This window comes from Planobispora longispora (assembly GCF_016863135.1).
In the GTDB taxonomy this organism is placed as follows: domain Bacteria; phylum Actinomycetota; class Actinomycetes; order Streptosporangiales; family Streptosporangiaceae; genus Planobispora; species Planobispora longispora.
In genome coordinates this window covers 56984-80014 of record NZ_BOOH01000017.1, presented here as the reverse complement: position 1 = coordinate 80014, position 23031 = coordinate 56984, and the positions used below count along the sequence as shown (strand labels likewise).

Annotated in this window: 17 protein-coding genes; 6 read left to right on the top strand and 11 right to left on the bottom strand. The window is 72.8% G+C overall.

Annotated features, from left to right (window positions below):
* The 5 genes from Plo01_RS10350 to Plo01_RS10330 form a co-directional block, all read right to left on the bottom strand.
* Positions 1-849: a carbohydrate ABC transporter permease gene (locus tag Plo01_RS10350; RefSeq protein WP_239316117.1), complete on the bottom strand. Its 849-nt coding sequence runs from the start codon at positions 847-849 to the stop codon at positions 1-3.
* A 190-nt stretch (positions 850-1039) separates the two neighbouring features.
* A complete protein-coding gene (locus Plo01_RS10345) occupies positions 1040-2338 on the bottom strand; it encodes a sugar ABC transporter substrate-binding protein (RefSeq protein WP_203890311.1) in 1299 nt (432 codons plus the stop codon).
* Between the two features lie 104 nt (positions 2339-2442).
* Positions 2443-3837: a cellulose binding domain-containing protein gene (locus Plo01_RS10340; RefSeq protein ID WP_203890310.1), complete on the bottom strand. Its 1395-nt coding sequence runs from the start codon at positions 3835-3837 to the stop codon at positions 2443-2445.
* Positions 3838-4096: 259 nt separating this feature from the next.
* A complete protein-coding gene (locus Plo01_RS10335) occupies positions 4097-4972 on the bottom strand; it encodes a sugar isomerase domain-containing protein (protein ID WP_203890309.1) in 876 nt (291 codons plus the stop codon).
* Positions 4973-5104: 132 nt separating this feature from the next.
* A complete protein-coding gene (locus Plo01_RS10330) occupies positions 5105-5974 on the bottom strand; it encodes a MurR/RpiR family transcriptional regulator (protein WP_239316116.1) in 870 nt (289 codons plus the stop codon).
* A gap of 80 nt (positions 5975-6054) precedes the next feature.
* On the opposite strand from Plo01_RS10330, the gene Plo01_RS40905 reads away from it, so the two are divergent.
* On the top strand, positions 6055-7308 hold the full coding sequence (locus Plo01_RS40905) for a BadF/BadG/BcrA/BcrD ATPase family protein (RefSeq protein WP_203890308.1): 1254 nt from the start codon (positions 6055-6057) through the stop codon (positions 7306-7308).
* Between the two features lie 128 nt (positions 7309-7436).
* On the opposite strand, the gene Plo01_RS40155 is transcribed toward Plo01_RS40905, so the two are convergent.
* The gene (locus Plo01_RS40155) at positions 7437-11093 is read right to left on the bottom strand and encodes an AfsR/SARP family transcriptional regulator (RefSeq protein WP_239316115.1); all 3657 of its coding nucleotides are present in this window, start codon (positions 11091-11093) and stop codon (positions 7437-7439) included.
* 149 nt (positions 11094-11242) lie between these two features.
* Between Plo01_RS40155 and Plo01_RS10315 the strand changes: the two genes are divergently transcribed.
* Together Plo01_RS10315 and Plo01_RS10310 are read left to right on the top strand one after the other, a co-directional pair.
* On the top strand, positions 11243-11872 hold the full coding sequence (locus Plo01_RS10315; protein ID WP_203890307.1) for an NADPH-dependent FMN reductase: 630 nt from the start codon (positions 11243-11245) through the stop codon (positions 11870-11872).
* Between the two features lie 87 nt (positions 11873-11959).
* Positions 11960-12556 (top strand): dihydrofolate reductase family protein, encoded by a 597-nt coding sequence (locus tag Plo01_RS10310; protein ID WP_203890306.1) that lies wholly within the window; start codon positions 11960-11962, stop codon positions 12554-12556.
* A gap of 22 nt (positions 12557-12578) precedes the next feature.
* On the opposite strand, the gene Plo01_RS10305 is transcribed toward Plo01_RS10310, so the two are convergent.
* A complete protein-coding gene (locus Plo01_RS10305) occupies positions 12579-14258 on the bottom strand; it encodes a GGDEF domain-containing protein (protein ID WP_203890305.1) in 1680 nt (559 codons plus the stop codon).
* Between the two features lie 188 nt (positions 14259-14446).
* Here Plo01_RS10305 and Plo01_RS10300 point away from each other — a divergent pair, with 188 nt between their 5' ends.
* From Plo01_RS10300 to Plo01_RS10290, 3 genes are all read left to right on the top strand, one after another.
* Positions 14447-15172 carry a putative dsRNA-binding protein gene (locus tag Plo01_RS10300; RefSeq protein WP_203890304.1) on the top strand — a complete coding sequence of 242 codons (726 nt, stop codon included), beginning with the start codon at positions 14447-14449 and terminating at the stop codon, positions 15170-15172.
* A 357-nt stretch (positions 15173-15529) separates the two neighbouring features.
* Positions 15530-16189 (top strand): hypothetical protein, encoded by a 660-nt coding sequence (locus tag Plo01_RS10295; RefSeq protein ID WP_203890303.1) that lies wholly within the window; start codon positions 15530-15532, stop codon positions 16187-16189.
* Positions 16189-19602 carry an ATP-binding protein gene (locus tag Plo01_RS10290; protein ID WP_203890302.1) on the top strand — a complete coding sequence of 1138 codons (3414 nt, stop codon included), beginning with the start codon at positions 16189-16191 and terminating at the stop codon, positions 19600-19602. The genes Plo01_RS10295 and Plo01_RS10290 overlap by 1 nt, the downstream gene beginning before the upstream one ends.
* Positions 19603-19742: 140 nt before the next feature.
* Here Plo01_RS10290 and Plo01_RS10285 read toward each other — a convergent pair whose 3' ends face one another.
* The 4 genes from Plo01_RS10285 to Plo01_RS10270 form a co-directional block, all read right to left on the bottom strand.
* Entirely contained in the window at positions 19743-19934 is a 192-nt protein-coding gene (locus Plo01_RS10285; protein ID WP_203890301.1) for a zinc finger domain-containing protein, read from the bottom strand.
* Positions 19935-20096: 162 nt separating this feature from the next.
* A complete protein-coding gene (locus Plo01_RS10280) occupies positions 20097-20936 on the bottom strand; it encodes an SDR family oxidoreductase (protein WP_239316114.1) in 840 nt (279 codons plus the stop codon).
* Complete coding sequence (locus Plo01_RS10275) at positions 20933-22168, bottom strand: acyl-CoA dehydrogenase family protein (protein ID WP_203890300.1); 1236 nt, start codon at positions 22166-22168, stop codon at positions 20933-20935. The genes Plo01_RS10280 and Plo01_RS10275 overlap by 4 nt, the downstream gene beginning before the upstream one ends.
* 129 nt (positions 22169-22297) lie before the next feature.
* Entirely contained in the window at positions 22298-22999 is a 702-nt protein-coding gene (locus Plo01_RS10270) for an SIR2 family NAD-dependent protein deacylase (protein WP_203890299.1), read from the bottom strand.
* Positions 23000-23031 lie beyond the last annotated feature (32 nt).

Below are 23031 nucleotides of genomic sequence, written 5' to 3'. Positions count from 1 at the left end.
TCACGACTCAGCCCCTTCCTGCTTGAGCATCCGCCGCAGGTTGCCGATCAGCGCGACGGCGAGGATGACGACGGTGAGCATCGCCACGGCCGAGCCGAGGTCGTAACGGTGCAGCACCCTGGCGATCTTGAAGGCGTAGACCGGCAGCGTGGTCGTCGCGTCGTCGGGCCCGCCCTGGCTGAGCACCCAGATCTGCGGGAAGCACTTGAAGACCCAGATGACCTCCAGCGAGGTGACGAGCGCGAACAGCGGGCGCAGGATCGGGAAGGTCACCATGGTGAAGACCTGCCGCCCGGTGCCGCCGTCGATCCTGGCCGACTCGTACAGCTCGGCGGGGATCGTGGTCAGGCCCGCGTAGAGGGTCAGCGCGGCGAACGGCACCGACTGCCACACCACGAGGACCACCAGCACGCCGAACATCGCCGTGCCGTCGGCGAACCAGGAGTATCCCCGGAAGGAGTCGAAGCCCAGGCCCGTCAACGCCCAGTTGACGACGCCCAGCTCGGACTGGAACAGCCACTGGAAGATCGTTGTGGCCGCGATGATCGGCGTGGCCCAGACGAGGGCGAGGACGCTCATCAGGGCGACGCGCATGCGCCGGCCCAGCCGGAGCAGCATGAGGGCGACGGCGGTCGAGATCCCCATGATGAGCGCCACGTTGATCCCGGTCCAGGCGAAGGTGCGCGCCACCACCGTCCAGAACTCCTCGGCGGCCAGCAGCTCGCGGTAGTTGTCCAGGCCGACGAACGCCGCGCCGCCCCGGATCAGCTCGCCCATCCGGAAGTGCTGGAAGGAGATCACCGCGGCGCGCAGCAGCGGGTAGAGGAGCAGGAGCACGCCTCCGGCCACGGCCGGGGCGATGAGCAGGTAGGGCCAGAGGCTCCGCGAGCCCCCCGAGCTCGACCGGCCCCGGAGGTTCCGCGGACCCCGCGGGCCCCGCGAGCTCCCCGGGCTCCCGCGACGGCGGGCCGCGCGGCCGGGCGACCACGGCGCCCGCCGCTCCTGCGGCGGGGCCGGGTTCTGGGAGACGGCCATCGGCCTAGGACCCGCTGTTGAGGGTCTCGGTGATGGCCTCGCTGGCCTTGCGGGCCTCGGTCGCGGGGTCCTTCCCGGTGAGCACCGCGGTCATGTACTGCTTGATCACCGTGGTGGCCTCCACCGCGGCCCAGTTGGGCGTGTTGGGGGTGGCCCTGCCGTTGGAGGCGCCCTTCGCCATGGCCGCGGTCCCCTCGTCGGCGTCGAGCACATGCGCCAGCGACGTCCTGTTCGGCACGAAGTTCATCGCCTTGGCCAGGTCGGTCTGGAACTTCTCGCCCGCCAGCGCCTTGATCACCTCATAGGCGGCGTCGTGGTTCTTCGACGCCTCCGGGATGATCAGATCGGAGCCGCCGGTGAACACCGCGCCGGGCTTGTCGGCCGTCTTCCCGGGGATCGGGAAGAAGCCGATCTTGTCCTTCATGCCCGGCTCGACCTCCAGCACCCGGGCCGCGCCGCCCGGCACGTTGATCATCTGGGCGACTTTGCCCTGCGCGAAGACCTCGTGCTGCGGCGGATTCGCCTCGTCGGCGTCCTTCGGCCCCTTGCCGAGGGCCTGGAGCCGCTTGTAGAAGTCCATCCCGGCGAGCGCCTGCGGGGTGTCGAGGGCGCCCTTCCACTTGTCGCCCTCCTTGACCGCGAAGTCGCCTCCCTCGTCCCAGATGAACCCGGCGAGCGCGTACCAGGTCTGGCCGGTGAGGTAGATGCCCTGGTTCCCGCCCTCGTCGAGCTTGGCGGTGATCTCCAGCCACTCGTCGCGGGTCGTGGGCGGGGTCGTGATCCCGGCCTTGGCGAACAGGTCCTTGTTGTAGACGACGACCCGGTTGGCGGCGTACCAGGGGACGCCGTACTGCTTGCCGTCGATGTTGCCGGGCTGGGCCAGGCCGGGGATCCAGTCGTCGCCGCCGAGGTCGGCGACCTTGTCGGTGAGGTCCTTGACGCCGCCGCTCGCGGCGTACTGGGCGACCTGGGTGTTGCCCACCTCGATCACGTCGGGGGCGTCCGTGCTGGCCAGGGCGGCGGTGACGCGCTCGCCGATGCCGTCCCACGCCTGGATCTGGATGTCGAGGTCGACGTTCGGGCGGGCGGCCTCGTAATCGGTCTCGAACCGCTTGATGAGCTCGTCGGTGACGCTCCCATCCATGATCCAGACGGTGAGCTTGGCCGGTGCGCCGCTCGCGGGTCCCGAGCCTGAGCCGGCGTCGGGCGCGCCGCCGGAGCCGGAGTCCGAGGCGGAGCCGCAGGCGCCGGTGCCCACGGCCAGGGCCAGCGTGGCCGCGGCGGCCAGGAGGCGGTTTCTCATGGTGCCTTCTCTTTTCAGGGGGTGATTCGGCTTGTCCGGAAGGGGTGCGGGCTCCGGATGCGGCGTCCGCGGCCCGCCTGGACGCGGACGCCGCATCCGGGACGTCAGGAACCGGGGACGGTGTCGACGAACGCGGTGGACGCGGTGCGGAACGCGCCGACCCGGTTCAGCACCTCGGCGGGCGCGACGACCTCGTTCCGGCTGTGGTAGACCCAGTCGACCTGCTGCCGGTAGGCGCGCGGCGTGGAGCCGCCCTGAAGGTCGATGAACCACTGGTTGAACATGATCCACATGGGGGTCTCGGGGTAGTGGATGTCACCGTGGTCGGCGAACAGGCGCCCGTCGACGTAGTACTTGATCCGGCCGCCGGAGACCTGGATGACCAGGTCGTGCCAGCCGGCGAAGCTCGTCCGCTCCTCGGTGTGGGTGTTGACGGACTGCCAGGGGTCGGCCTGGTAGGTCTCCCAGCTCGTGGCGTAGAGGATGTTCGCGGGCTCGCCCCAGCCGCCGTTGGGCAGGTACTCGAAGTCCAGCTCGCCGTAGTCCGGGTCCATGTTCTGCCGGAGCGGCGTGATGGTGAAGAACGTCTGCACCACGTGCTCGCCGTCGGGACCGGACAGCGGCGCGTCGCTGAACTTCACCCGGGCGGCGTAGGTGCCCTCGTGGAACTTGCGGGCCGTGGTCGACAGCTCGGTCTGCACGGTGCCCGCGGCGGTGCCGTCGGTCGAGGAGTCGAGCTGGAGGACCTGGTTGCCGCTCACCGACGGGAAGCTGACCGCGCCGGGAGACCAGGTGGCGCCGGGCACGCCGGGCCCGCCGGAGGCGGAGCGCACGGTCCAGCCGCGCTGCGCCAGCCGCGGGTCGGACGAGCCGGTGTAGGCGAAGTCGTCGAAGAGCGTGCCCTGCCCGCCCGGATTGCCCGTCGGGGTGACAGTGGGCGTCGGAGTGGGCTCCCCGCCCCCGCCTCCGGCCGGAGTGCCCCAGACGAGCTGCCCGCCGATGGAGACGGCCACCTTGTCCCAGTCTCCGTAGGAGGTACGGCTCGCGCCGAAGGAGTAGTCGTCGGACTGGGTGAAGTTCTGCCAGTCCGCCCGGTAGAACCGCAGCTGCATGTCACCGGTGTTCGCGCCGGGGGCCAGCGTCCCGGAGGTGAAGCCCACCTCCAGGTATCGGTCCGCGCCCGCGACCGGGCTCGCCAGCGGGACGAAGTGCCCGGTCACGGTGGAGCAGCTCACCACCGCCCACGAGCAGGCGAAGCGGTAGGAGGTCTCGCCGGTGAAGTAGTAGCGGATCTTCACCTGGCTGAGCGGGACGGGCTCGGTTCCGTCGTTGACGAGCTTGAACCACGGCTCGGCCTGGGCGGTGACGGCCCCGGTGGAACTGGTCTTGTACTGCAGGCGCAGCGCCTGGGCGGCCGAGGCGGGCGAGGCCAGGGCGACGGCCGCCAGGACGAGGGGGAGGAATAAGGCGAGGATGACCTTCAGGGGGGTTCGGGGCATGGGCGGATCTCCTTCTGAGCGGCCCCCGAGGTGTTCGATGGCACGGCGGGGCGGACCCCGCGTGATGTCCGGCGCGTGAAGAGAACCCGCCGCCGGGTGCCCGGCGGGACGGAGCGGGTCATCGCCGGTTCCGTGGTGAGGCGAGACGAGCCCTTCACCGGCTGCGTCTTCACCGGCTGCGTCTTCGGCAGACATGTCTTCGGTGGAGCGGACATGTCTTCGGCGGATATGTCTCAGGGAGCGGGCGAGCCCGCGCCGTTCAGCCGCCCCTGCGGATGCGGCCCGCGTACCGGGCCTCCAGGGCGAGGTTGTGCGCGTCCCCCTCGGGGACGTTCGCCGACAGGTACACCGGCGGCGTCTGACCGGCGGCGAGCAGTTCGGCGACGGCCCCGATGACGACGAGCTGGGCGAGCAGGGCCGAGGTGATCGTGGAGACCGCCGCCACGGCGCCGCCGCCCGGGAGCGGGAGCACCGCGTCGCCGTACGGCGCCCGGTTGTCGAGCACCACGTCGGCGAGGTCGCACAGCCTGCGGCCCGAGGGATGCCTGGCCGGGGCGGCGGCGCTGTGCGCGAGAGAGGTGATGGCGATCAGGTCGTGACCGCGCTCCTTCACCTGGGCGGCCAGCTCGACGACGACGCCGTTGACGCCGGAGCTGGAGATGACGACGAACAGGTCGCCGTCCGCGATCGGGGCGGCGTCGAGGATCCGGTGGGCGACCGTGGGATCGCGTTCGAGGTCGTAGCGGTCGAGCTCGCTCCGGTCGGCTCCGCCGTACAGGACGATGTCCCGCAGCGCGAGCCGGTTGGTGGGCACGAGACCGCCCGCACGGCCGGCGATCTCCATGGCCACCGCCTCGGAGTGGCCCGAGCCGAACGCCTGGACGACGCCGCCGCCGTCCAGCGCCCTGGCGACCAGCGCCGCGGCGGCCTTGATGGGGTCCGCCTGCTCGACGGGGATGGACCGGACGAGGTCCGCGATGTGCCGGACGTAGGCGTCCGGGTCCGGGAGATCGGGCGCCGTCGGGCCGGAACCGGGCGGGTGGGCCGGTCGCCCGTCGTCCGGCGGGTCCGGAGCCCGCGCCTCCAGATCCGGGTGAGCGGGTTTCCCCCCCGTCACATCGGTTTCCGCGGTCATGCGTCCTCCTCCGTCGGCCGCCTGACCAAGGTGCTGCGTCTATCGATGACCTCGACAGGCTCGGTCATAAGTCCTCCTCCGTCGGCCGCCTGACCAAGGTGCTGCGTCTATCGATGACCTCGACAGGTTCGGTCATGTGTCTCCTTCCGGGAGCCGGTGCCCGGTCACCGCGCGGACGGTCAGGTCGAACGCCTTCCGGGTGCGTTCGTAGGTGCGCTGCGCGACCGAGACGTAGATCACGTCGAGGACGAGCAGCTGGGAGTGGATCGCGGCGAACCCCTCCGAGCGGAAGGTCGTCTCCCTGCTGGAGGTGGTGACCACCAGCTCGGCCACCTCGGCCAGCGGCGATCTCGGGTGCGAGGTGACCGCCACCGTGATCGCGCCGTGGCTGCCCGCCTCGGCGAGCACCTCGATGGCCTCGCGGGTCCGGCCGCTGTGTGAGATCCCGATCGCCACGTCGCCCTGGCCGAGCAGCGCGGCGTCGGTGAGCGCGCTGTGCGCGTCGGACCTGCTCCAGGTGGGGACGCGGATGCGCTGCAGGCGGTACTCCATCTCGTTCGCCACCGCGGCGCTGCTGGAGACCCCGAACAGCAGGACCCGGCCGGCCTGGGCGATCGCCCCGGCGACCTTCTCCACGGTGGCCAGGTCGAGCTGGGCGGCGGTCTCCTGGATCAGCCGGATGTCGTTGCCCGCCACCACGCCCAGCACCCGGTCGAGCCCGTCGCCCGGCAGGATCTCCTGCCCGATGTCGGTCTCCCAGTGCTGCTGCGCGGCCCGGCCGGTCTCGGTGGCGAGGGCGACGCGCAGTTCGGCGTAGCCGCCGAAGCCCAGAGCACGGCAGAGCCGGGTGATCGTGGCGGTCGAGGTGCCGCTCCGCTCGGCCAGGTCGACGATCGTCGACCGCGCGGCCTCCGCCGGATCGGCAAGGATCACCTCGGCCACCTTCCGCAGCGCCTCGGGCATCTCCGCCCGCTCGGCCCTGATCCTGCTCAGGAGTTCCACCGTCGTTCCCCTCCCTCGTGTTGATGAAAATTATGCTCAGCATCTCCCACGGTCAAGGCTTTTGGTGAATAATTTTTGTCATGACCGTGGTACTCGGCGTGGACGCCGGTGGAACATCATCTCGTGCGGTGGCCGTCACGACCGCGGGGGCCGCGGCGGGGCGGGGCAGGGCGGGCGCGGGCAACCCCATGGCGCTCGGCGCCCGCCGGGCGTTCGCCAACCTCGCCCTCTCCGTGCGCGAAGCCCTGACCCAGGTGGACCCCTCGGAGGTCAGGGCGGTGACCGTAGGGCTCGCCGGTCTGGGGATGCTGCACGACCCGGCCGTCCGCGCGGCCTTCCAGGAGGCCCTCCGCGGTTGCGGGCTGACGGTCGCCCCCCGCGCGGTGGGCGACGCGACGGCGGCCTTCGCGGCGGGTACGGCCATGCCGTCGGGGACCGTCCTGATCTCCGGTACCGGCGCCATCGCGGCAAAAATTATTGACCGCCAGCCGGTGGAGCTGGCCGACGGGTACGGCTGGCTGCTCGGCGACGAGGGCTCCGCCTTCTGGCTCGGCCGGGCCGCGGCCCGCCTGGCCATCCGGCAGGCCGAGGGAGAGACGGGGCCGCTGAGCCGGGCGGTGGTGCGCCACCTGCTCGCCCCCGCCGCCGGAGGCAACGGACTCGCCGCGGGAGAGGAGCTCGCGACCTCACCGGGACAGAAGGGCGCCGGGGAAATCACAACGGGCCGGGAGCCGGCCCCTCCGTCCACGCGTGAACAGATGGGGACGACGGACCAGGAACCGGTGATTTCGGTCCCATGGGAACAGAACGGTACGACGGGCCGGGAGCCGGCGTCTCCGTCCGCGCGGGAGCAGAACGGTACGACGGGCCGGGAGTCGGCACTTCTTGATGGGGGGCCCCGGAACGGCACGACAGGTCTGGAGATCGCCGTTCCCGTCGTGCCGGGCAGGCGACTGGCCGACCTGCTCGCCACCGCGGTGCAGGCCCGTCCACCGATCGCGCTGGCCGAACTGGCCCCGCTGGTCAGCGAGGCGGCCGCCGCCGGGGACCCCGCGGCCGGGGCCATCGTGGCCGAGGCCGCCGCCCGCCTGGTCGAGACCGTGTCCCGGGTCCGCTCGCCCGGTGATCGCACTCCCATCGTCCTGGCCGGGAGCGTGCTGACGAGTGAGGGGCCCGTGCGCCGCGCCGTACAGGATCTCCTCCTGCGGCGGTGGGACGCGCCGGTCACCGTCGCGGGGGACGGCGCCGGGGCCGCCGCCTGGCTCGCGGCCGGATCCTTCCTCGATCCGCGGGAGGCGGCGGAGCTCCATCACCGCTTCGTCCATCCGTCCTGATCCCCGGGCGCATCCGCGGCCCTTCTGCGGCAGCAGGACGAGCCCGCGGCCCTCCTGCGGCGACCGGGTCCATGACGCGGCGAACCCGCGATCACCCGCCGGTGGCCGGACCCGCTCCGGGAGCCCGGTCAGCCGGCCGCGCCCGGACCCGGCTGCGCCGCCAGGGACCGCGCCTCCTCGGGAGTGAGCGCGGCGCCGCGCCCGGACTCGGCGGCGAACAGGTCCCCGCCCAGCGCGTCGCGGACCCGCGCGGTGATCCGGTCGACGTCGTCGCGCTCGGCGGAGGAGATCGGTATGGAACTCGACGCGCGGATCGCGGCCGCCGCGCCCAGGAGCCGGGCGGCGCGGTCGTGACACCCGGCGAGGGCCAGCGCCCCGGCCAGCCCGTCCAGGGTGATCGGGACGTCCCGGGAGGCGTCCATCTTCGCCACCAGGTCCAGGGCCTCCAGGTGCAGGGCGAGGGCCGCCGCGGCGTCGCCGCGCTCCTCGGCCGCGAAACCGAGCTCAGTCATGATCATTGGCAGGTACGGGGGCGGGACGTCTCCCGCGTCGTCTCGCGGGGTCTGCTCCAGCACCTCGCGCAGGTGGACCTCGGCACGGTCGATCTCCCCGTTCCTGCGGGCGGCGAATGCGAGTCCCATCAGGGCGAAGATCCGCCCGGCCTGATGGCCCTGCTCGGTGAAGAGCCGCAGCGCCCGCTCGCACAGATCCATGGCCTCCGCGTAGTCGCCGCGCTGCAGGGCGATCCAGCCGAGCCAGCCCAGCCGCCCGGCGACCTCCGCCCACAGCCCGAGCTCCTCGGCCAGGTGCAGCCCGTCCCGCTGGAGCCGTTCGGCCCCCTCCAGGTCACCGGTCATCTCGGCCAGCCCGCCGAGCCAGCCCGTGGCCTCCAGCCGGCCCCAGCGGTCGCCCAGCTCAGCGAAGATCTCCGCGCTGCGCCCGCCGTCCCGTCTCATCACCTCCAGGTCGCCCCGGACGTGCGCGAGCTTGGCCCGGGCGGCGAGGACGGCGGCCGTGCCCCACCGGTCGCCGAGCCGCTCGAAGACCGGCAGCGCCCGGTCCAGCAGTTCGCCGGCGACCGCGAGGTCGCCCAGATCGATCCCGGTGTAGGCCAGGAACCACTCGGCCCTGGCCCGCCCGCCGGGGTCGCCGGCCTCCTCGTACCGGTCCATGACCGTCCGGCGGCGCTCCTCGCGGTCGGCGACGTCTCCGTGGAGGAACCCGATCCCGGCGTCCCAGGCCAGTGCCCCGGCCAGGAGCCCGGGAGAGGGACCGGTCACGGGGGCTTCCGCGCGGGCTTCCGAGGGAGAAGGAACGTCCGCGGAACCCCCGGCGGGGGACGCCGACGACCGGGCGACGGCGCCGGGGACCCCGGCCGCGGCCAGGGCCGCCGCGAAGGAGCGCCGGGCCTCGCCCAGCCGTCCGCGCAGGAACCAGTACCAGGCCAACGCGCCGACCAGGCGCAGCGCGCCGTCCGCGTCCCCGTCCGCGACGGCGGTGGTGAGCGCGGCGCGCATGTTGGCCGCCTCGGCGTCGAGCACCCGCAGCCACCGTCGCTGCTCGTGCCCGTACAGCCGCTGCCCGGCCCGCTCGGCCAGGGCCGTGTAGTGGCGGCGGTGGCGCCGCCGCATCCGTTCGTCCTCCCCGGCCTCCCGCACGCGCTCGGCGCAGTAGGCCGCCACCGACTCCAGCAGCCGGTACCGGGGCCCCTCGGCCGTCTCGACCATGACCACCAGGGAGCGGTCCACCAGGCGGGTCAGCAGGTCCAGCACGTCGGCGGCCGGAAGGTCGTCCCCGGCGCAGACGGCCTCGGCCGCCTCCAGGGCGCAGCCGTCGGCGTGGACGGCCAGCCGGCGCAGGACCACGCGCTCGGGGTCCGTCAGCAGCTCCCAGCTCCAGTCGATCATCGCCATCAGGGTCCGCTGGCGCGGCGGGGCGCCCCGGTATCCGGTGGCCAGCAGCCGGAACCGGTCGTCCAGGCGGTCGACCAGACCGTGCACGCCCAGCGCCCGCACCCGCGTCGCCGCCAGCTCCAGGGCCAGCGGGATGCCGTCCAGGCGGCGGCACAGCACCGCGACCGCCGGAGCGGTGTCCGCGTCGAGGGTGAATCCCCGGTCCGCGGCGGACGCCCGCGCCACGAACAGCCGGACCGAGCCGATCCGCCCCAGGTCCGCGAGGTCGCGGGGATCGTGGGTCCCCCGGGGTCCGGCGGCCCGGGCGGGCACCTCCAGCGGCGGGACGTTCCAGACCACCTCGCCGGGCAGTGCGAGCGGTTCCTGGCTGGTCGCCAGGAGGCGCACTCCCGGAGCGGCCCGCAGCAGCGACTCCACCAGCTCGGCGACCGGCTCCACGACGTGTTCGCAGTTGTCCAGCACCAGCAGCAGCAGCCGGGAGCGCAGCGCCTCGACGAGCCGGTCCGCGGCGGTCACCGGCGCGCCCGGCCCGGTGGGGTCCCCGCCGTCCCGGACGCCCAGCACCGCCATGACCGCTTCAGCCACCCTCGGCACCGCGTCCCGCTCGGCGGGCCGGTCGAGAGCGGCCAGTTCCACCAGCCACACTCCGTCGGGGAAGGGAACGGACCGGGCGGAAGCGGAATCGTGAGCCACGGGGAAGGGGGTGGACCGGGCGGAAGCGGAATCGTGAGCCGCCCCGCCGCCGGAGAACTCCGGTGAGCTCGCGGAAGGCCCGGAACCCGAGGGAGGGCCGATCAGGCGGCCGGCCGCCGCCAGGGCCAGCCGGGTCTTGCCGACCCCGCCCGGGCCGGTGAGCGTCACCAGCCGGTCCGTCTCCAGCCGGGCGCAGACCTCGGCGACCGCCTCCTCCCTGCCGACCAGGCCGGTGACCGGTGCGGGCAGGTTCGTGGCGGGCCTGACGGTCGCGGGCCCGGCCGTCGCAGGCCCGGCCGTCGCAGGCCCGGCCGTCGCGGGAGCCGGTCCGGCGGACTCCGGCACGGGCCGGTCCGGCCCGCCGGGACCTGATTCATCGGCGCCCGACGCGGCCGATCCCGCCGTCCCCGCCCCACCGGCGTCCCGTACGGCGGGCGCCGCCAGTCCCGGGTCCTGGGTCAGGATCGCCCGGTGCAGTGCCACCAGGCCGGGACTCGGGTCCAGCCCCAGCTCGTCGGCGAGGAGGGCCCGCAGCGCCTCATAGCTCTCCAGGGCCTCGCTCTGCCGTCCCGCGCGGTAGAGCGCGATCATGTGCGCGGCGCGCAGCCTCTCCCGGAGGGGATGCTCGGTGAGCAGGTCGCCGAGGTCCCCGGCCAGCGGGGCGTGCTCGCCCAGCGCCAGCCGCGCCTCCGCCCAGTCCTCCTGCGCGGCCAGCCGCTGCTCCGCCAGGCGGACGGCGGCGGCCCTGGTGAACGCCTCGTCGGCGAAGTCGGCGAACGCCGGTCCCCGCCATCCCGTCAGGGCCTCCGACAGCAGCGCCGCCCTGGCCCGGGGATCACCGGCCCGGCCCGCCTCGGCGATCAGGGAGTGGAATCCGTCGGCGTCGGTGACTCCTTTGAGCAGGTAGCCCGCGGGCTGGTGGACGACCAGCTCCCGGCCGCCCGGCTCGGCGTCCTCCAGTACCCGGCGCAGCTGTGAGACCTTGGCCGACAGCGCGCCCGGCGGGTTGCCGGGGAGGTCGTCCCCCCACAGGTCGTGGATCAGCCGGTCGGCGGGCACCGGCCGTCCCTCGTGCACGAGGAGGTCGGCCAGCAGAGCACGGACCTTCAGTCCGGGAACCGCGACCGGCTCGCCGCCGTCCGTCCACACCGCCAGCGGCCCCAGCACCCCAAAACGCATGAAGGTCACGATAACCACACGCCGCCTCCGTTTACGGCTGTTCACCGACAGCTCCGGCCGGAGCCGTAAACCGACCGGAAACAAGCCGTAAAGGGCTCCCGGCACAGTGGGACATGTCGAACCGGAGACGAGCACGAAGGAGGCGAGAGATGAGGGAGACGGCGCAGGACCACGGGTCACGGACGCGGGAGACCGCGGAGCAGGACAGGCTGCGCCTGGCGGTCATCATCGGCAGCACCCGCAACGGCCGGTTCGGCCCCACCGTGGCCGGCTGGTTCGCCGCCCGGGCCCGCAGACGCGGAGACCTGGTCATCGACCTGATCGACCTGGCCGAGACCGGCCTGCCGCAGACTCTCGTCGACCATGACGACCCCGTTCCCGCACGGGTCCGGGAGCTGGCGGCGCGGCTGGCCGCGGCCGACGCCTTCGTGGTGGTCACCCCCGAGTACAACCGGAGCTTCCCGGCCCCGCTCAAGACCGCCATCGACTGGTACTGCGAGGAGTGGCGGGCCAAGCCCGTCGCCTTCGTCGCCTACGGCCGGGACTCCGGCGGCCTGCACGCCGTCGGCCAGCTGTGCCAGGTATTCACCGAACTGGACGCCGTGGCCGTACGCGACGCCGTCCTCCTGCCCCGTTACTGGGAGCTGTTCGCCGCCGACGGCAGCTGGCCCAAGGCCGCCGCGGACTGCAACGCCGCCGCGACGGTCACGCTGGACCGGTTGTCGTGGTGGGCCCGCGCGTTACGGGACGCCCGGGCCAGGCACGCCTACCCCGTGTAAGTCAACTCTCCCCACACCATCTCACTGTATGAGATCTTGCCTCAGCAAGATCTTTCCAATGACGCGATCCACCCTGCGGAGGAAACCATGAGGAAGATCATCTGCTCCACCTACGCCACCCTCGACGGCTTCATCGACGACCCCCACCTGTGGTCCATGCAGTACAACAGCGAGGACGCCATGGCGTACGCGCTGAACCTCGCCCTGGGCGCCGACGCCCTGCTGCTGGGCCGTGTCACCTACGAGGGCATGGCGCAGGCCTGGCCGCACATGGGCGGCAACCCCTATGCCGACCACGTCAACAGCATCGCCAAGTACGCGGTCTCCTCGACGCTGGACAAGCCCGCCGACTGGAACAACTCGTCGATCATCCCGGGCGACGACCTCATCGCCGAGGTGACCCGGCTCAAGCAGCAGCCCGGCAAGGACATCCTCATCTGGGGGTGCGGCCGGCTGACCGACGACCTCGCCAAGCACGGCCTGCTGGACGAGTACCGCATCTGGATCTACCCCGTCATCAAGGGCGGGGGGCAGCCCCTGTTCCGCCAGGAGAGCGTCGTCCCCGTGGAGCTCGCCGACACGACGACCTTCGCCTCGGGCGTCGTCGCCCTCACCTACCGGCCGCTGAACGCGGCTGCGGGTGCGGACGGGGACACGACCGAGGGCACGGCCGCCGAGAGCTGACCGGACGGACCGAGAGCGGACGTCAGGCCGCGACACCGGGCGAGCTGAGGCCCCTGGCCAGCTCGACCCGGTTGCGGCCGGTCCGCTTGGCCGCGTACAGCGCCTCGTCGGCGGCGTGCAGCAGTTCCTCCAGGCGCTGTCCGGCCTCCGGGTTCTGCCCGTCCACCCGGCACGCCACCCCCGCGCTGAAGGTCACCGGCACCAGCCGGCCCGCGGCCCGCACCGGCTCGGCGGCCACCCGCGCCCGCAACGCCTCCACCCGCGCCCCGGCCGCCGCCGCATCCACCCCCGGCAGCACCAGCACGAACTCCTCACCGCCATAGCGCGCCGCCACCGCCCCGGCCACCGCCTGGGCCGTCTCCTCCAGCCGCCGGGCGAAGTCCACCAGCACCTCGTCCCCGGCACCGTGCCCGTAGCGGTCGTTGACCTGCTTGAAATGGTCGACATCCAGCAGCGCCACGCTCAGCGGCCGCCCCAGGGCGGCGCACTCGGCCGCCAGCCGGGCCAGCTCCACCATCAGGTGGCGGCGGTTGTGCAGCCCGGTCAGCGCATCGCGCACCGCCTGCTCGGCCAGATCGGCCCGGAGCAGCTCGATGGTGCGCAGCTGCTCGTGCAGCCGGGCGTTGGCCTGCTCCAGCTCCCGCCGCTGCTCGTGCAGCCGGGCGTTGGCCTGCTCCACTTCGCGGCGCTGCCGGTTGAGCGCGGTGATGTCCCGGGCGACCACGGCCCAGCCGACGTGACCGTCACGGTCGTCGCGCAGCGAGCTGATCCGGACGTTCAGGTCCACCCCGCTGCCCTTGTAGTCCAGATAGACCCGGTCCATGTCCGTTCCCTCGCCGAGGGTGACGTCGCACAGCACCTCGTTCATCGGCAGTCCGGCCAGCCGGGCGGGCAGCTCCGGCATCAGGCCCCGCACCAGACGGTCCGCCGCCGGGTTGAGGTCGAGGATCCGGCCCGGCGCGTCAACCGTCACGATCATGTCATCGATCATGTCGAGGACGTTCTGCCGGGCCACGGGCACCAGCTCGTACAGGGGAAGACGGACCAGGAGGAAGTAGATCACCACCACGGTGACGCAGAACCCGACGGGGCCCAGGTCCACCCCTCTCACGACCTGGGTCACGTTGAGGATGTTGCCGATGAGCGGAGCGACGGCGCCCAGGAGGGTGAAGCCGTACAGTCTCCGCTGGCTGCGCGGTCCCCACAGCCAGGAACTGAACACGCGCATCGTGACGACCGCGAGAAGGCCGTAGGTGTAGACGAGGTGCAGCCAGATCAGCGGGCCGCCCTCCGACATTCCCGTCCCCGGGTTGTAGGGGAGGAAGAGCAGATGATGCCAGAAGTTGGTCGCGGTCCCGACGATGGTGATCACCGGTTCGATCGCCAGGAGCAGGAGGGTGCGGCGCGACAGCCGCCACGCGCGGTCCGCCATGGCCTGGGAGACGCAGAAGAAGCCCGCGGGAACGACGCACACGCCGACGAACGCGACAGTCGCCACCAGGTGGCGGGCCGTGCCGGGTTCGTCGATCCAGGTGAGGATCCCGCTGGCCAGTGACCACACCGCGATCGCCATCGAGACGACCGCCAGCGGGCCGAGCAGGGACGCCACATGCCGCCGGCGCCAGGCGACGACCCCCATCGCGGAGGCGACGGCCGTCGAGAGCGCGTAGAGAGGCATCAGAGCCGATGGCTCCACGCCCATGTCCGGTCTCCTTTCACCGCCGCGTGTTTCCGCAGTACTTCACAGCACCATCGGCGGAGCGGAGGCCGGGATGAGAAATTTCCCGTCCACGGGACCCTCCACCCCGCCGGTACGGAGCGTGATAGATCCGTCACCGCATTCGGCTGATTCCCTGACGGGACCCGGTCTCTCTGGCAGGGTGGTGGGCCGTGATCAGGATCGACCGGCAGCCCCCCGCGGACGAGGTTCCGCCGTCCCGGCGGCGCGGCGGACTGGCCGCGATCCGCGGCGCCGGTCAGGACAACCCGCGGTCGTTCTTCTGCCGCGTCTGCCACCGTTGCGAGAACGGCCTGTGGGTGCCCGCGGGCTGGTATCTCCTGGAGCGCGCCCCGGGCGGCAGGAGCCGGCACATCCGGCTCGGGCTCTACTGCAGCGTGACCTGCCTGGTGCGGGCCGGGGAGATGCTCCAGGAGGGCGCCGCGGAGCACGCCGCCCGGCTGGGCCTGCCCGACGAGGAGCAGGTGCGGCGGGAGCGGAACCGGGTCACGGAGACCGCGCAGACGCTGCTGGCCGGCGGGATGACCGTCCGCCAGGCCGCCGACTCCCTGAACGTGCCGACCTTCACTCTCAAGACCTGGCTCAAGGAGGCCGGGATCCACCTGGAGCCGGGCTCCGTCCCCGCGCACGCCGCCGTCCCGGCCGGCCGGAATCCGGTGAGCGTGCTGAACGAGCAGACGCAGAGGGGCCGGATCGGCACGGTGACGTGGGAGACGGTCGTGGCCGGACCGGCGCACGCGCCGTCCTTCACCGTCACCGCCACCGCCCTGCCGGCCGGGAAGACCGGGCCGGTGCCGGCGACCGGCACGGGTCCGAGCAAGGCGGCGGCCCGCACGGCGGCCGCGACGGCGCTGCTGGCCGCGCTGGGCATCGGCTGACCCCTCCGCCGGGCCCTGGTCCGCGGATCCCCCCGCCCGCCGTCGTCCGGTCTCACCTGCCGGACCCGTTCACGAAGACGTGATGAACTCGCGGCGGTGATTCCTGGAGCCCATCCGGAAAATCCTGTATCCCTTACCCCTGTACGGATAACCTCGACAAAACCGACTTATCCGGAACCCGGGGGGAACGGCGTAGGGCGGCGGCCTGGCACCGCCCGTATCGGCGAATGCCGCCACCGGAGCCGTGGTCCGGCAGGTGGAGCGGTTCATCAGGAATCGCCGCCTGGAACGCCGAAAGGATGGAAGATGCCCGACAGGACACTGTCACTCCAGGAATTCTCAGCTCTTGTGGCATTGATGTCCGAGGCGCGCGAGGTCTCCAATCCCGAGCTCAAGGAGCGCTACGGCCTGACCGTCGACGGACGGAAACGCGCGCGCCTGAACGAGCTGAAGCTGGTCGAGAGCCGCAGGCGGGGGCGTGCTTTCGTCCACGAGCTGACCGACGCCGGGTGGGCGCGGCTCGCCGAGGACCTGCGCACGGGCTCGGCGCCGCCGCTCACCGGCTCGGCCGGGGCCGTCGCCCGTGCCCTGATGAGCGGGGTCCAGCGATTCCTGGACCGGACCGACCAGCGGCTCGCCGACGTCTTCCAGCCGGCCGGTCCCGCCGCCGGGACGTCCGGGACGCCCGGCACATCCGGGACGCCCGGAACTGCTCCGGAGGGCTACCCCGCCTTCTCCTCCGCGCCGCCCATGCCCGCGGACGTCGAGACGCGCATCCGCGTCGCCTACGCCGAGCTGGCCGCCAGGCCCGGCGCCTGGGTGAGCCTGGCGAAGATCCGCCCCCTCCTGGGCGAGGCCGCCAGGGAAGAGGTGGACGAGGCGCTCAGGCGGATGAACCGCATGCGGGACGTGCACATCGTGCCCGAGGAGAACCAGAAGACGCTCACCCAGGCGGACCGGGACGCCGCGGTGGTCATCGGCGACCAGGACAAGCACCTCCTCGCGATCGGAGCGTGATGACGGAGCACGAGCGCAAGGCCCTCGCCGCCCTCAGGTTCAACTGGGCGGAGGCTCCCGACGACGTGTGGCGGCCCTCGCCGTACCACGTGGAGAGCCTGCACCGCCGCGCCGGCCAGGTCCTCCTCGACGGTCTGGCCGAGGCCGGGGCGAGCCGGGACGCGAGCCCGATCGGCGTGGTCGTCGAAGGCCAGCGCGGCTCCGGCAAGACCCACCTGCTCGGCTGGCTGCGCGAGCGGACCCGGCGGCAGGGGGGCTACTTCTTCCTGGTGAGCCTGCTGGACGCCAGGAGTTTCTGGGCCAGCGTCATGGTCTCCGTGCTCGACAGCCTGGCGCGCGAGGAGTACGACGAGGAGGGCATCGCCGTCAGCCAGCTCCAGATCTTCCTGGGCCGCCTGGCCGCGCTGGTGGACGTGAACCGGATGGTACGGCGCGCGGTGACCGGCAGGAGCGCCCTCTCCCGGATGGCCCTCGACACCTTCGTCGAGGCGTTGCGCCGCTTCGACCGGGCCCTCGGCCGGGAGTGCCAGGACACCGTACGGGCGCTCGTCCTGCTGGCCTCCGCCGACCTGGCCGCCCAGGACGTCGGAGCCGCCTTCCTGTCCTCCACCCCCGAGGAGGAGCAGGGCGAGCGTGCCCGGTGGGGGATCCGGCGGAGCGAGAAGTCCCAGCAGGAGATCATCAGGGACCTGTCACGCCTGCTGGCCCTCACCGGGCCGTCCGTCATCGCGGTCGACCAGATCGACATGCTCGTCGCGCAGTCGTCGTCCTCCACCGGCGGGGACACGGCGGACCGGCACGACGCCGTCCTGATCGAGCAGATCGCGGGCGGCCTGATGGCGCTGCGCGAGGTCACCCGCCGGACGCTGACGGTCGTCTCCTGCCTGCCGCCGACCTGGACGCTGATCGAGCGGATCGCGACCGCCACCGTCCAGGACAGGTTCCGCAAGACGGCTCAGCTCAAGACGATCCCGGACGCCGAGACCGGCCGCGCTCTGATCGCCAGGCGGTTCGAGGCGCAGTTCGGCGGGATCGGCTTCGAGCCGCCCCACCCGACCTGGCCGGTACGGCCCTCCGCCTTCGGCGAGGCCCACCAGTACACCCCGCGGCAGCTGCTCATCGAAGTCAGCGACCACATCCGGGCGTGCCTGCACGACGGCGAGGTCAGGGAGCTGGACCGCCTCGGCGCCCCGGCCGCGGCGCAGGCGGGCCCTCCCCCAGCTGCCCCCGAGGCGCCTCCGCGGGACCTCTCCGCCCTCGACGCCCGGTTCGCCCGGCTCAAGGAGTCGGCGGGAACGGCGGAGCGCGTGGCGGCGGCGCTCGATCCCGCCACCGAGGACGCGACCGTGCCCGCGCTGCTGTCGGCCGGCCTCACCGCCTGGATCGCCGCGCTGGGCGAGGCCGGGCGCATGTTCGCCCAGGACCCGCCGCCCAGCGCGAAACCCCCGCTCCACGCGCGCCTGCGGCGCAGCCTCGACGTGACGACCGAGGACGAGGTGCACTGGTGCTTCCGGGCGATCGCCTCCGGGAACGCCAACGCCGTGCTCAGCCGCGTGCGGCACGCCTCGGTCGCCGCGGGCCTGGACGCCCGGGTCCCGAAGCGCCGGCTGTTCCTGCTCCGCGACACCGGCTGGTCGAAGGGACCCCGGACCCTGGAGATCATCACCGCGTTCGAGGAGGCCGGCGGCAGGGTGCTGCGGACGGGGCCCGAGGACCTCAGGATCCTCTCCGCGCTCCAGGACCTGATCGCCGAGAATCCCCCGGGGCTGCGGGCCTGGTTCGCCACCCGCCGGCCCGCCGACGACGTCAAGCTGCTCGGCGAGGCTCTCGGCGACGCGTGGGCGGTTCCCCCGGGGCCGTCGGGAGCCGGCGCCGCCGCGGGTACGGCCGGTGCTGCGGGCGCGGCCGGCACGCCGGGAACGGCGGGCGCGGGGGTCACCGTGAGCACCACGTTCACTCCGGGTACGGCATTCGCTCCGAGCACGAAAGACCCCATGAACACGACGGCCCTCAGGGAGGCGGCCGTCCCCACGATCGCGGCGAGCCTGGCGGCCCCGGCGAGCGCACCGGGTCCCGCAGTCCCGGTGGGCACGGCGGTCCGTGCGGTCCCCGCCCTCCCGGTCCCGTCTCCCGGTCTCTGGGGGGACGCTCCGGCCGGACCGCCCGGGGCGGGCCGCGCGCCGTCCGTCGCCGTCGGCAGGGCGATCGCCGGGGACGCACCGGTGGGCGTCGAGCTGGAGGCGCTGAGGAGGCACACCGCGATCTTCGCCGGGTCGGGTTCGGGGAAGACCGTGCTCATCCGCCGCCTGGTCGAGGAGTGCGCGCTCCAGGGGGTCTCGGCCATCGTGCTCGACCCCGGCAACGACCTGGCCCGGCTGGGCGACCCGTGGCCGGAGGCGCCGCCGTCCTGGGACGTGGGCGACGCGGCGCGCGCGAAGGAGTATCTGGCCGTCACCGACGTGGTGGTCTGGACGCCGGGACGGGACGGAGGCCGGCCGCTCGCCTTCCGGCCCCTACCGGACTTCGCGGCCGTCGCCGGCGATCCCGACGAGTTCGCCGCCGCGGTGGAGGTCGCCGTCGCGGCGATCGCACCCCGGGTGCGGCTCGTCGGGAACACGAACCGGGCCCAGCTGGGCCAGGCGGTGCTCAGGGAGACGCTCCGGCACTACGGGCGGCAGGGCGGAATCAGCCTGAAGGGCCTGGTCGCGACCTTGGCGGAGCTGCCCGACGGGGTGAGCGAGCTGGCCGCCGCGCGGCGGATCGCGGCGGACCTGGCCCAGGTCCTGACCGCGGCCGTCGTCAACGACCCGCTGTTCGGCGGGGACGGCACGCCGGTGGATCCCGGTCTCCTGCTGACCCCGCCCACGGGGAAGCGGGCGCGCGTCTCGGTGATCAACCTGGCCGGCCTGGCCTCGGACGAGCAGCGGCAGGGCTTCGTCAACCAGCTCCAGATGGCGCTGTTCGCCTGGATCAAGCGGAATCCGGCGGGAGAGCGGCCGCTGGGCGGGCTGTTCGTGATGGACGAGGCGCAGACGTTCGCGCCGTCCGGCGCGCTGACCGCCTGCACCCGCAGCACGCTGGCCCTGGCCTCCCAGGCCCGCAAGTACGGCCTCGGCCTGGTGTTCGCCACCCAGGCCCCCAAGGGGTTGCACAACCAGATCCCGGGCAACGCCACCACCCAGTTCTTCGGCCTGCTGAACAGCTTCGCCCAGATCGAGGCGGCCAAGGAGATGGCCCGGGCCAGGGGCGGCCACGTCGCCGACGTCGCCCGGCTACGGTCGGGGCAGTTCTACGTGGCCACGGAGGGGACGCCGTTCGTGAAGGTCCAGGCGCCCATGTGCCTGAGCCACCACCCGAAGGACCCGCTCACCGCCGAGGAGGTCGTCCAGCGGGCGAAGAGCCACCGGTCATGACCGCTCCACCGCCCACGCCCGTGCCGCCGCCCGCTCCATGACCGCACCGCCGCTCGCTCCGGGACCGTACGGCCATCCGTGAACGGGCCGCCTCACCCGGCCGCACGGGCCCTCGCGGCGGAGGGCCCGCGGCGGTCTTCTCAAGGTGCGCTCTGCAACTCCGGGGGGATCCACCCCGCCGCCGAGCGCCAGTTGCGCTCGGCGATCGGCATTCGCCGGGAGGGGTGGACCTTCTCCAGCTCCACGCTGTCCTGCAGGCAGCTCGTGCCCGGCAGCGCCCCGCACACCGGGCAGGACAGATGATGACGTTCAGCCTCGGGCCGTCCACGCATTTGCGGCTCCTCTCCGGCGTACAGCCTCGGAACGGAGCCGATCCTACGCACCTCGACCACCCAAGAGAAACTGAGAGCTACATATCGATTACGTAAAGTAATCGCGAGAGCTCGCTCCCCCCGACCGGGCGCACGGGACAGGCGTCCGGTCGGGTACCCCGATCAGGCGCGCGGGCCGGGAGCGCGACGGAAGGCGAACGGCTGGCTCTCCCGGCCCGGGATCACGAACCAGCACTCGCCCGTCCCGTCGCTGTCGAGGAGCTGGAAGAACGTCTCGACGACGGCCGAGACCTCCAGGATCGGGAATCCGATCTGCTCCAGCAGCGCCTTGCCCTCGCCCAGGATCGCCGTGTCGGCGAACGACGGGCACAGGGCCTGCACCTTGATGCCGCGCGGGGCCAGGTCCTGGGCGAGGGAGCGGACGAGCCCGACGACGGCGTGCTTGTTGGCGGCGTAGATGGGGTCGGAGGGGATGCCGACGATGCCCGCCATGCTGGCGGTCGCCACGATCGTGCCGCCGCCGGCGGCCAGCAGCGCCGGCATCGCGGCGTGCGCGCCGAACACCACGCCGTCGAGGTTGACGCCCATCGCCAGGCGGTAGCGCCGGATGTCGAAGTCCTCGCCCAGCCCGCAGCCCGAGGAGATGCCGGCGTTGAGGAAGGCCAGGTCGAGCCGGCCGTACCGGTCGACGGCGGCGGCGACGGCGGCCTCGTTCTCCTCCAGCCGCGTCACGTCGCAGCGCACGAAGATCCCGCCGATCTCCTCGGCGACGCCTTTGCCCGCGGCGTCGTCGACGTCGGCCACGACGACCTTCGCCCCGCCCGCGGCCAGGCGGCGGGCCACCCCGGCGCCGATGCCGTTGCCGCCGCCGGTGACGAGGGCGACCTTGCCCTCCAGCCGGTCGCTCCGGACGGCGCCGGCCGCCTCGGCGGGCCGGCTCCCGCCGACCCCGCTGAGCATCCCCGCGCCGTCCCCGGCGAACTGGTTGTCCGTCTGGCTCAAAGCGGCAGCCCTCCTGTGGCGGCGTTGGTCGATCCGGTGGCCCGGTAGGCCGCGATCGTGCGTTCGGCGATGCGCATCTGGTGGATCTCGTCGGCCCCGTCCGCGAAGCGGGCCCAGCGGGCGTGCTGGAACATGTGGGCCAGCGGCGTGTCGGTGGAGTAGCCGAGCGCGCCGTGCACCTGGATCGCCCGGTCCACGATCCGGTTGAGGCTGTTGGCCACGAAGTGCTTGGCCATCGAGACCTCGGTGCGGAAGTCCTCACCCTTGTCGATCTTCGAGGCGGCGTGCAGGACCATGAGCTTGCACTGGTAGAGCTCCATGGCCGAGTCGGCGATCAGCCACTGGACTCCCTGCTTCTCGGCCAGCAGCGAGCCGTGGCTGTAGCGGTTGAGCGCCCGCTCGACCATCATGTCGAGCGCCGTCTCGGCCTGCGAGATCCAGCGCATGCAGTGGGCCAGGCGGGCCGGGCCGAGGCGGTACTGGCCCAGGCGGTGGCCGTTGCCCCGGCCGCCGAGGATCTGGCTGTCCGCCATCCGCAGGTCGGTGATGACGATCTCGCTGTGCCCGGTCGAGCCGTGCATCGTCTCGACCTCGCGGACGTCGTTCCAGCCCTCCTGCGGCAGGTCGACGAGGAAGGCGGTGTTGGCGCCGCGGGTCCCCTCGGGCGCGTCCAGCTCGGTCTTGGCGATGAGGATGGCGAAGCTCGCGCGGCGGGCGTTGGAGATGAACCACTTGTGGCCGTTGATGACCCACTCGTCGCCGTCCTTGACGGCGTGGGTGCGGATGAGCGTGGGGTCGGAGCCGGCGACCTCGGGCTCGGTCATGGCGAAGCACGACATCTTCACGCCCTGGAGCAGCGGCTTGAGGTACTTCTCCTTCTGCTCGTCGGTCCCCCAATGCAGCAGCGTGTGCATGTTGCCCTCGTCGGGGGCCGCGCAGTTGAGGATCCACGGTCCCAGCCGGGTCTTGGCCGCCTCGGACTGCACCATGGCCAGCTCGACGTGGCCCAGGCCCATGCCGCCCCACTCCTTGGGCATGTGCGGCAGCCAGAGCCCCTCGGCCTGCGCCTTGCCGCGCAGTTCCAGGATGACGCGGATGTACTCCTCCCGACTGGTGACCTTCCCTTCGTCGTCGAAGCCCTTGACGGCCGGGATGACGGTCTCCTGGATGAAGGTCCGCACCCGCCGGCGGATCTCTTCGTGCTCGGGGGCGAGGGTGAAGTCGATGGCCATGGGAACCCCTTCAGAACGGCCCGCAGGCGAACGGTCACCTGCATTCCTACCGTACCGACCGGTCGGTCCGCCAGGGAGCCCCGTTCCCGAAGGCGGAGCGGCCCACCGGGACCGCCCCGCCCCCGGACGTCAGGCGAGGGAGGCGCAGAGGCGGGGCACGGCGACGCCGATCGGCTCGTCGATCACTTCGTCGGCCAGGTGGTCGTACGGCGTCGGCTCGCCGTTGACGACGATCAGCCGGGCGCCCGTCTCGACCGCCACCCGGGCCAGGGAGGCGGCGGGCTGCACCTGCAGCGAGGTGCCGATCGCGAGGAACAGCTCGCACTCCTCGGCCGCCTTGATCGCCCGCATGAGAACGGCCGGTTCGAGGGCCTGGCCGAACATGACCGTGGTCGTCTTCAGGACGCCGCCGCACTCGTGGCAGGCGGGGTCGCCCTCCCCCGCGAGGACCCGGTCGATCGCCTCCCGGGTCGTCGAGCGGGCGCCGCACGCCGTGCACATCGCGCCGAACATGTTGCCGTGCAGCTCCAGCACCCGCTCCGGCGGCGATCCGGCGCGCTGGTGCAGGCCGTCGACGTTCTGGGTGACGATCCAGGCGCCGGGCAGGGCGGCCAGCGCGCGGTGCGCGGCGTTCGGCTCGGCCTGCCAGGCAGGGCTGTCGCGGCGGAACAGCCACGAGCGGCGCCGGATCTCCGGGTCGGCCATGTAGTAGTCGTAGGTGACGAGCTTCTCGTAGTCAGGATCCGTGCGCCACAGCCCGTTCGGACCGCGATAGTCCGGTATCCCCGACTCCGTCGAGATTCCCGCCCCCGTCAGCACTGTCACCGTCATGCGCACGAGGGTAGTCAGCCGGATCCAGCGCC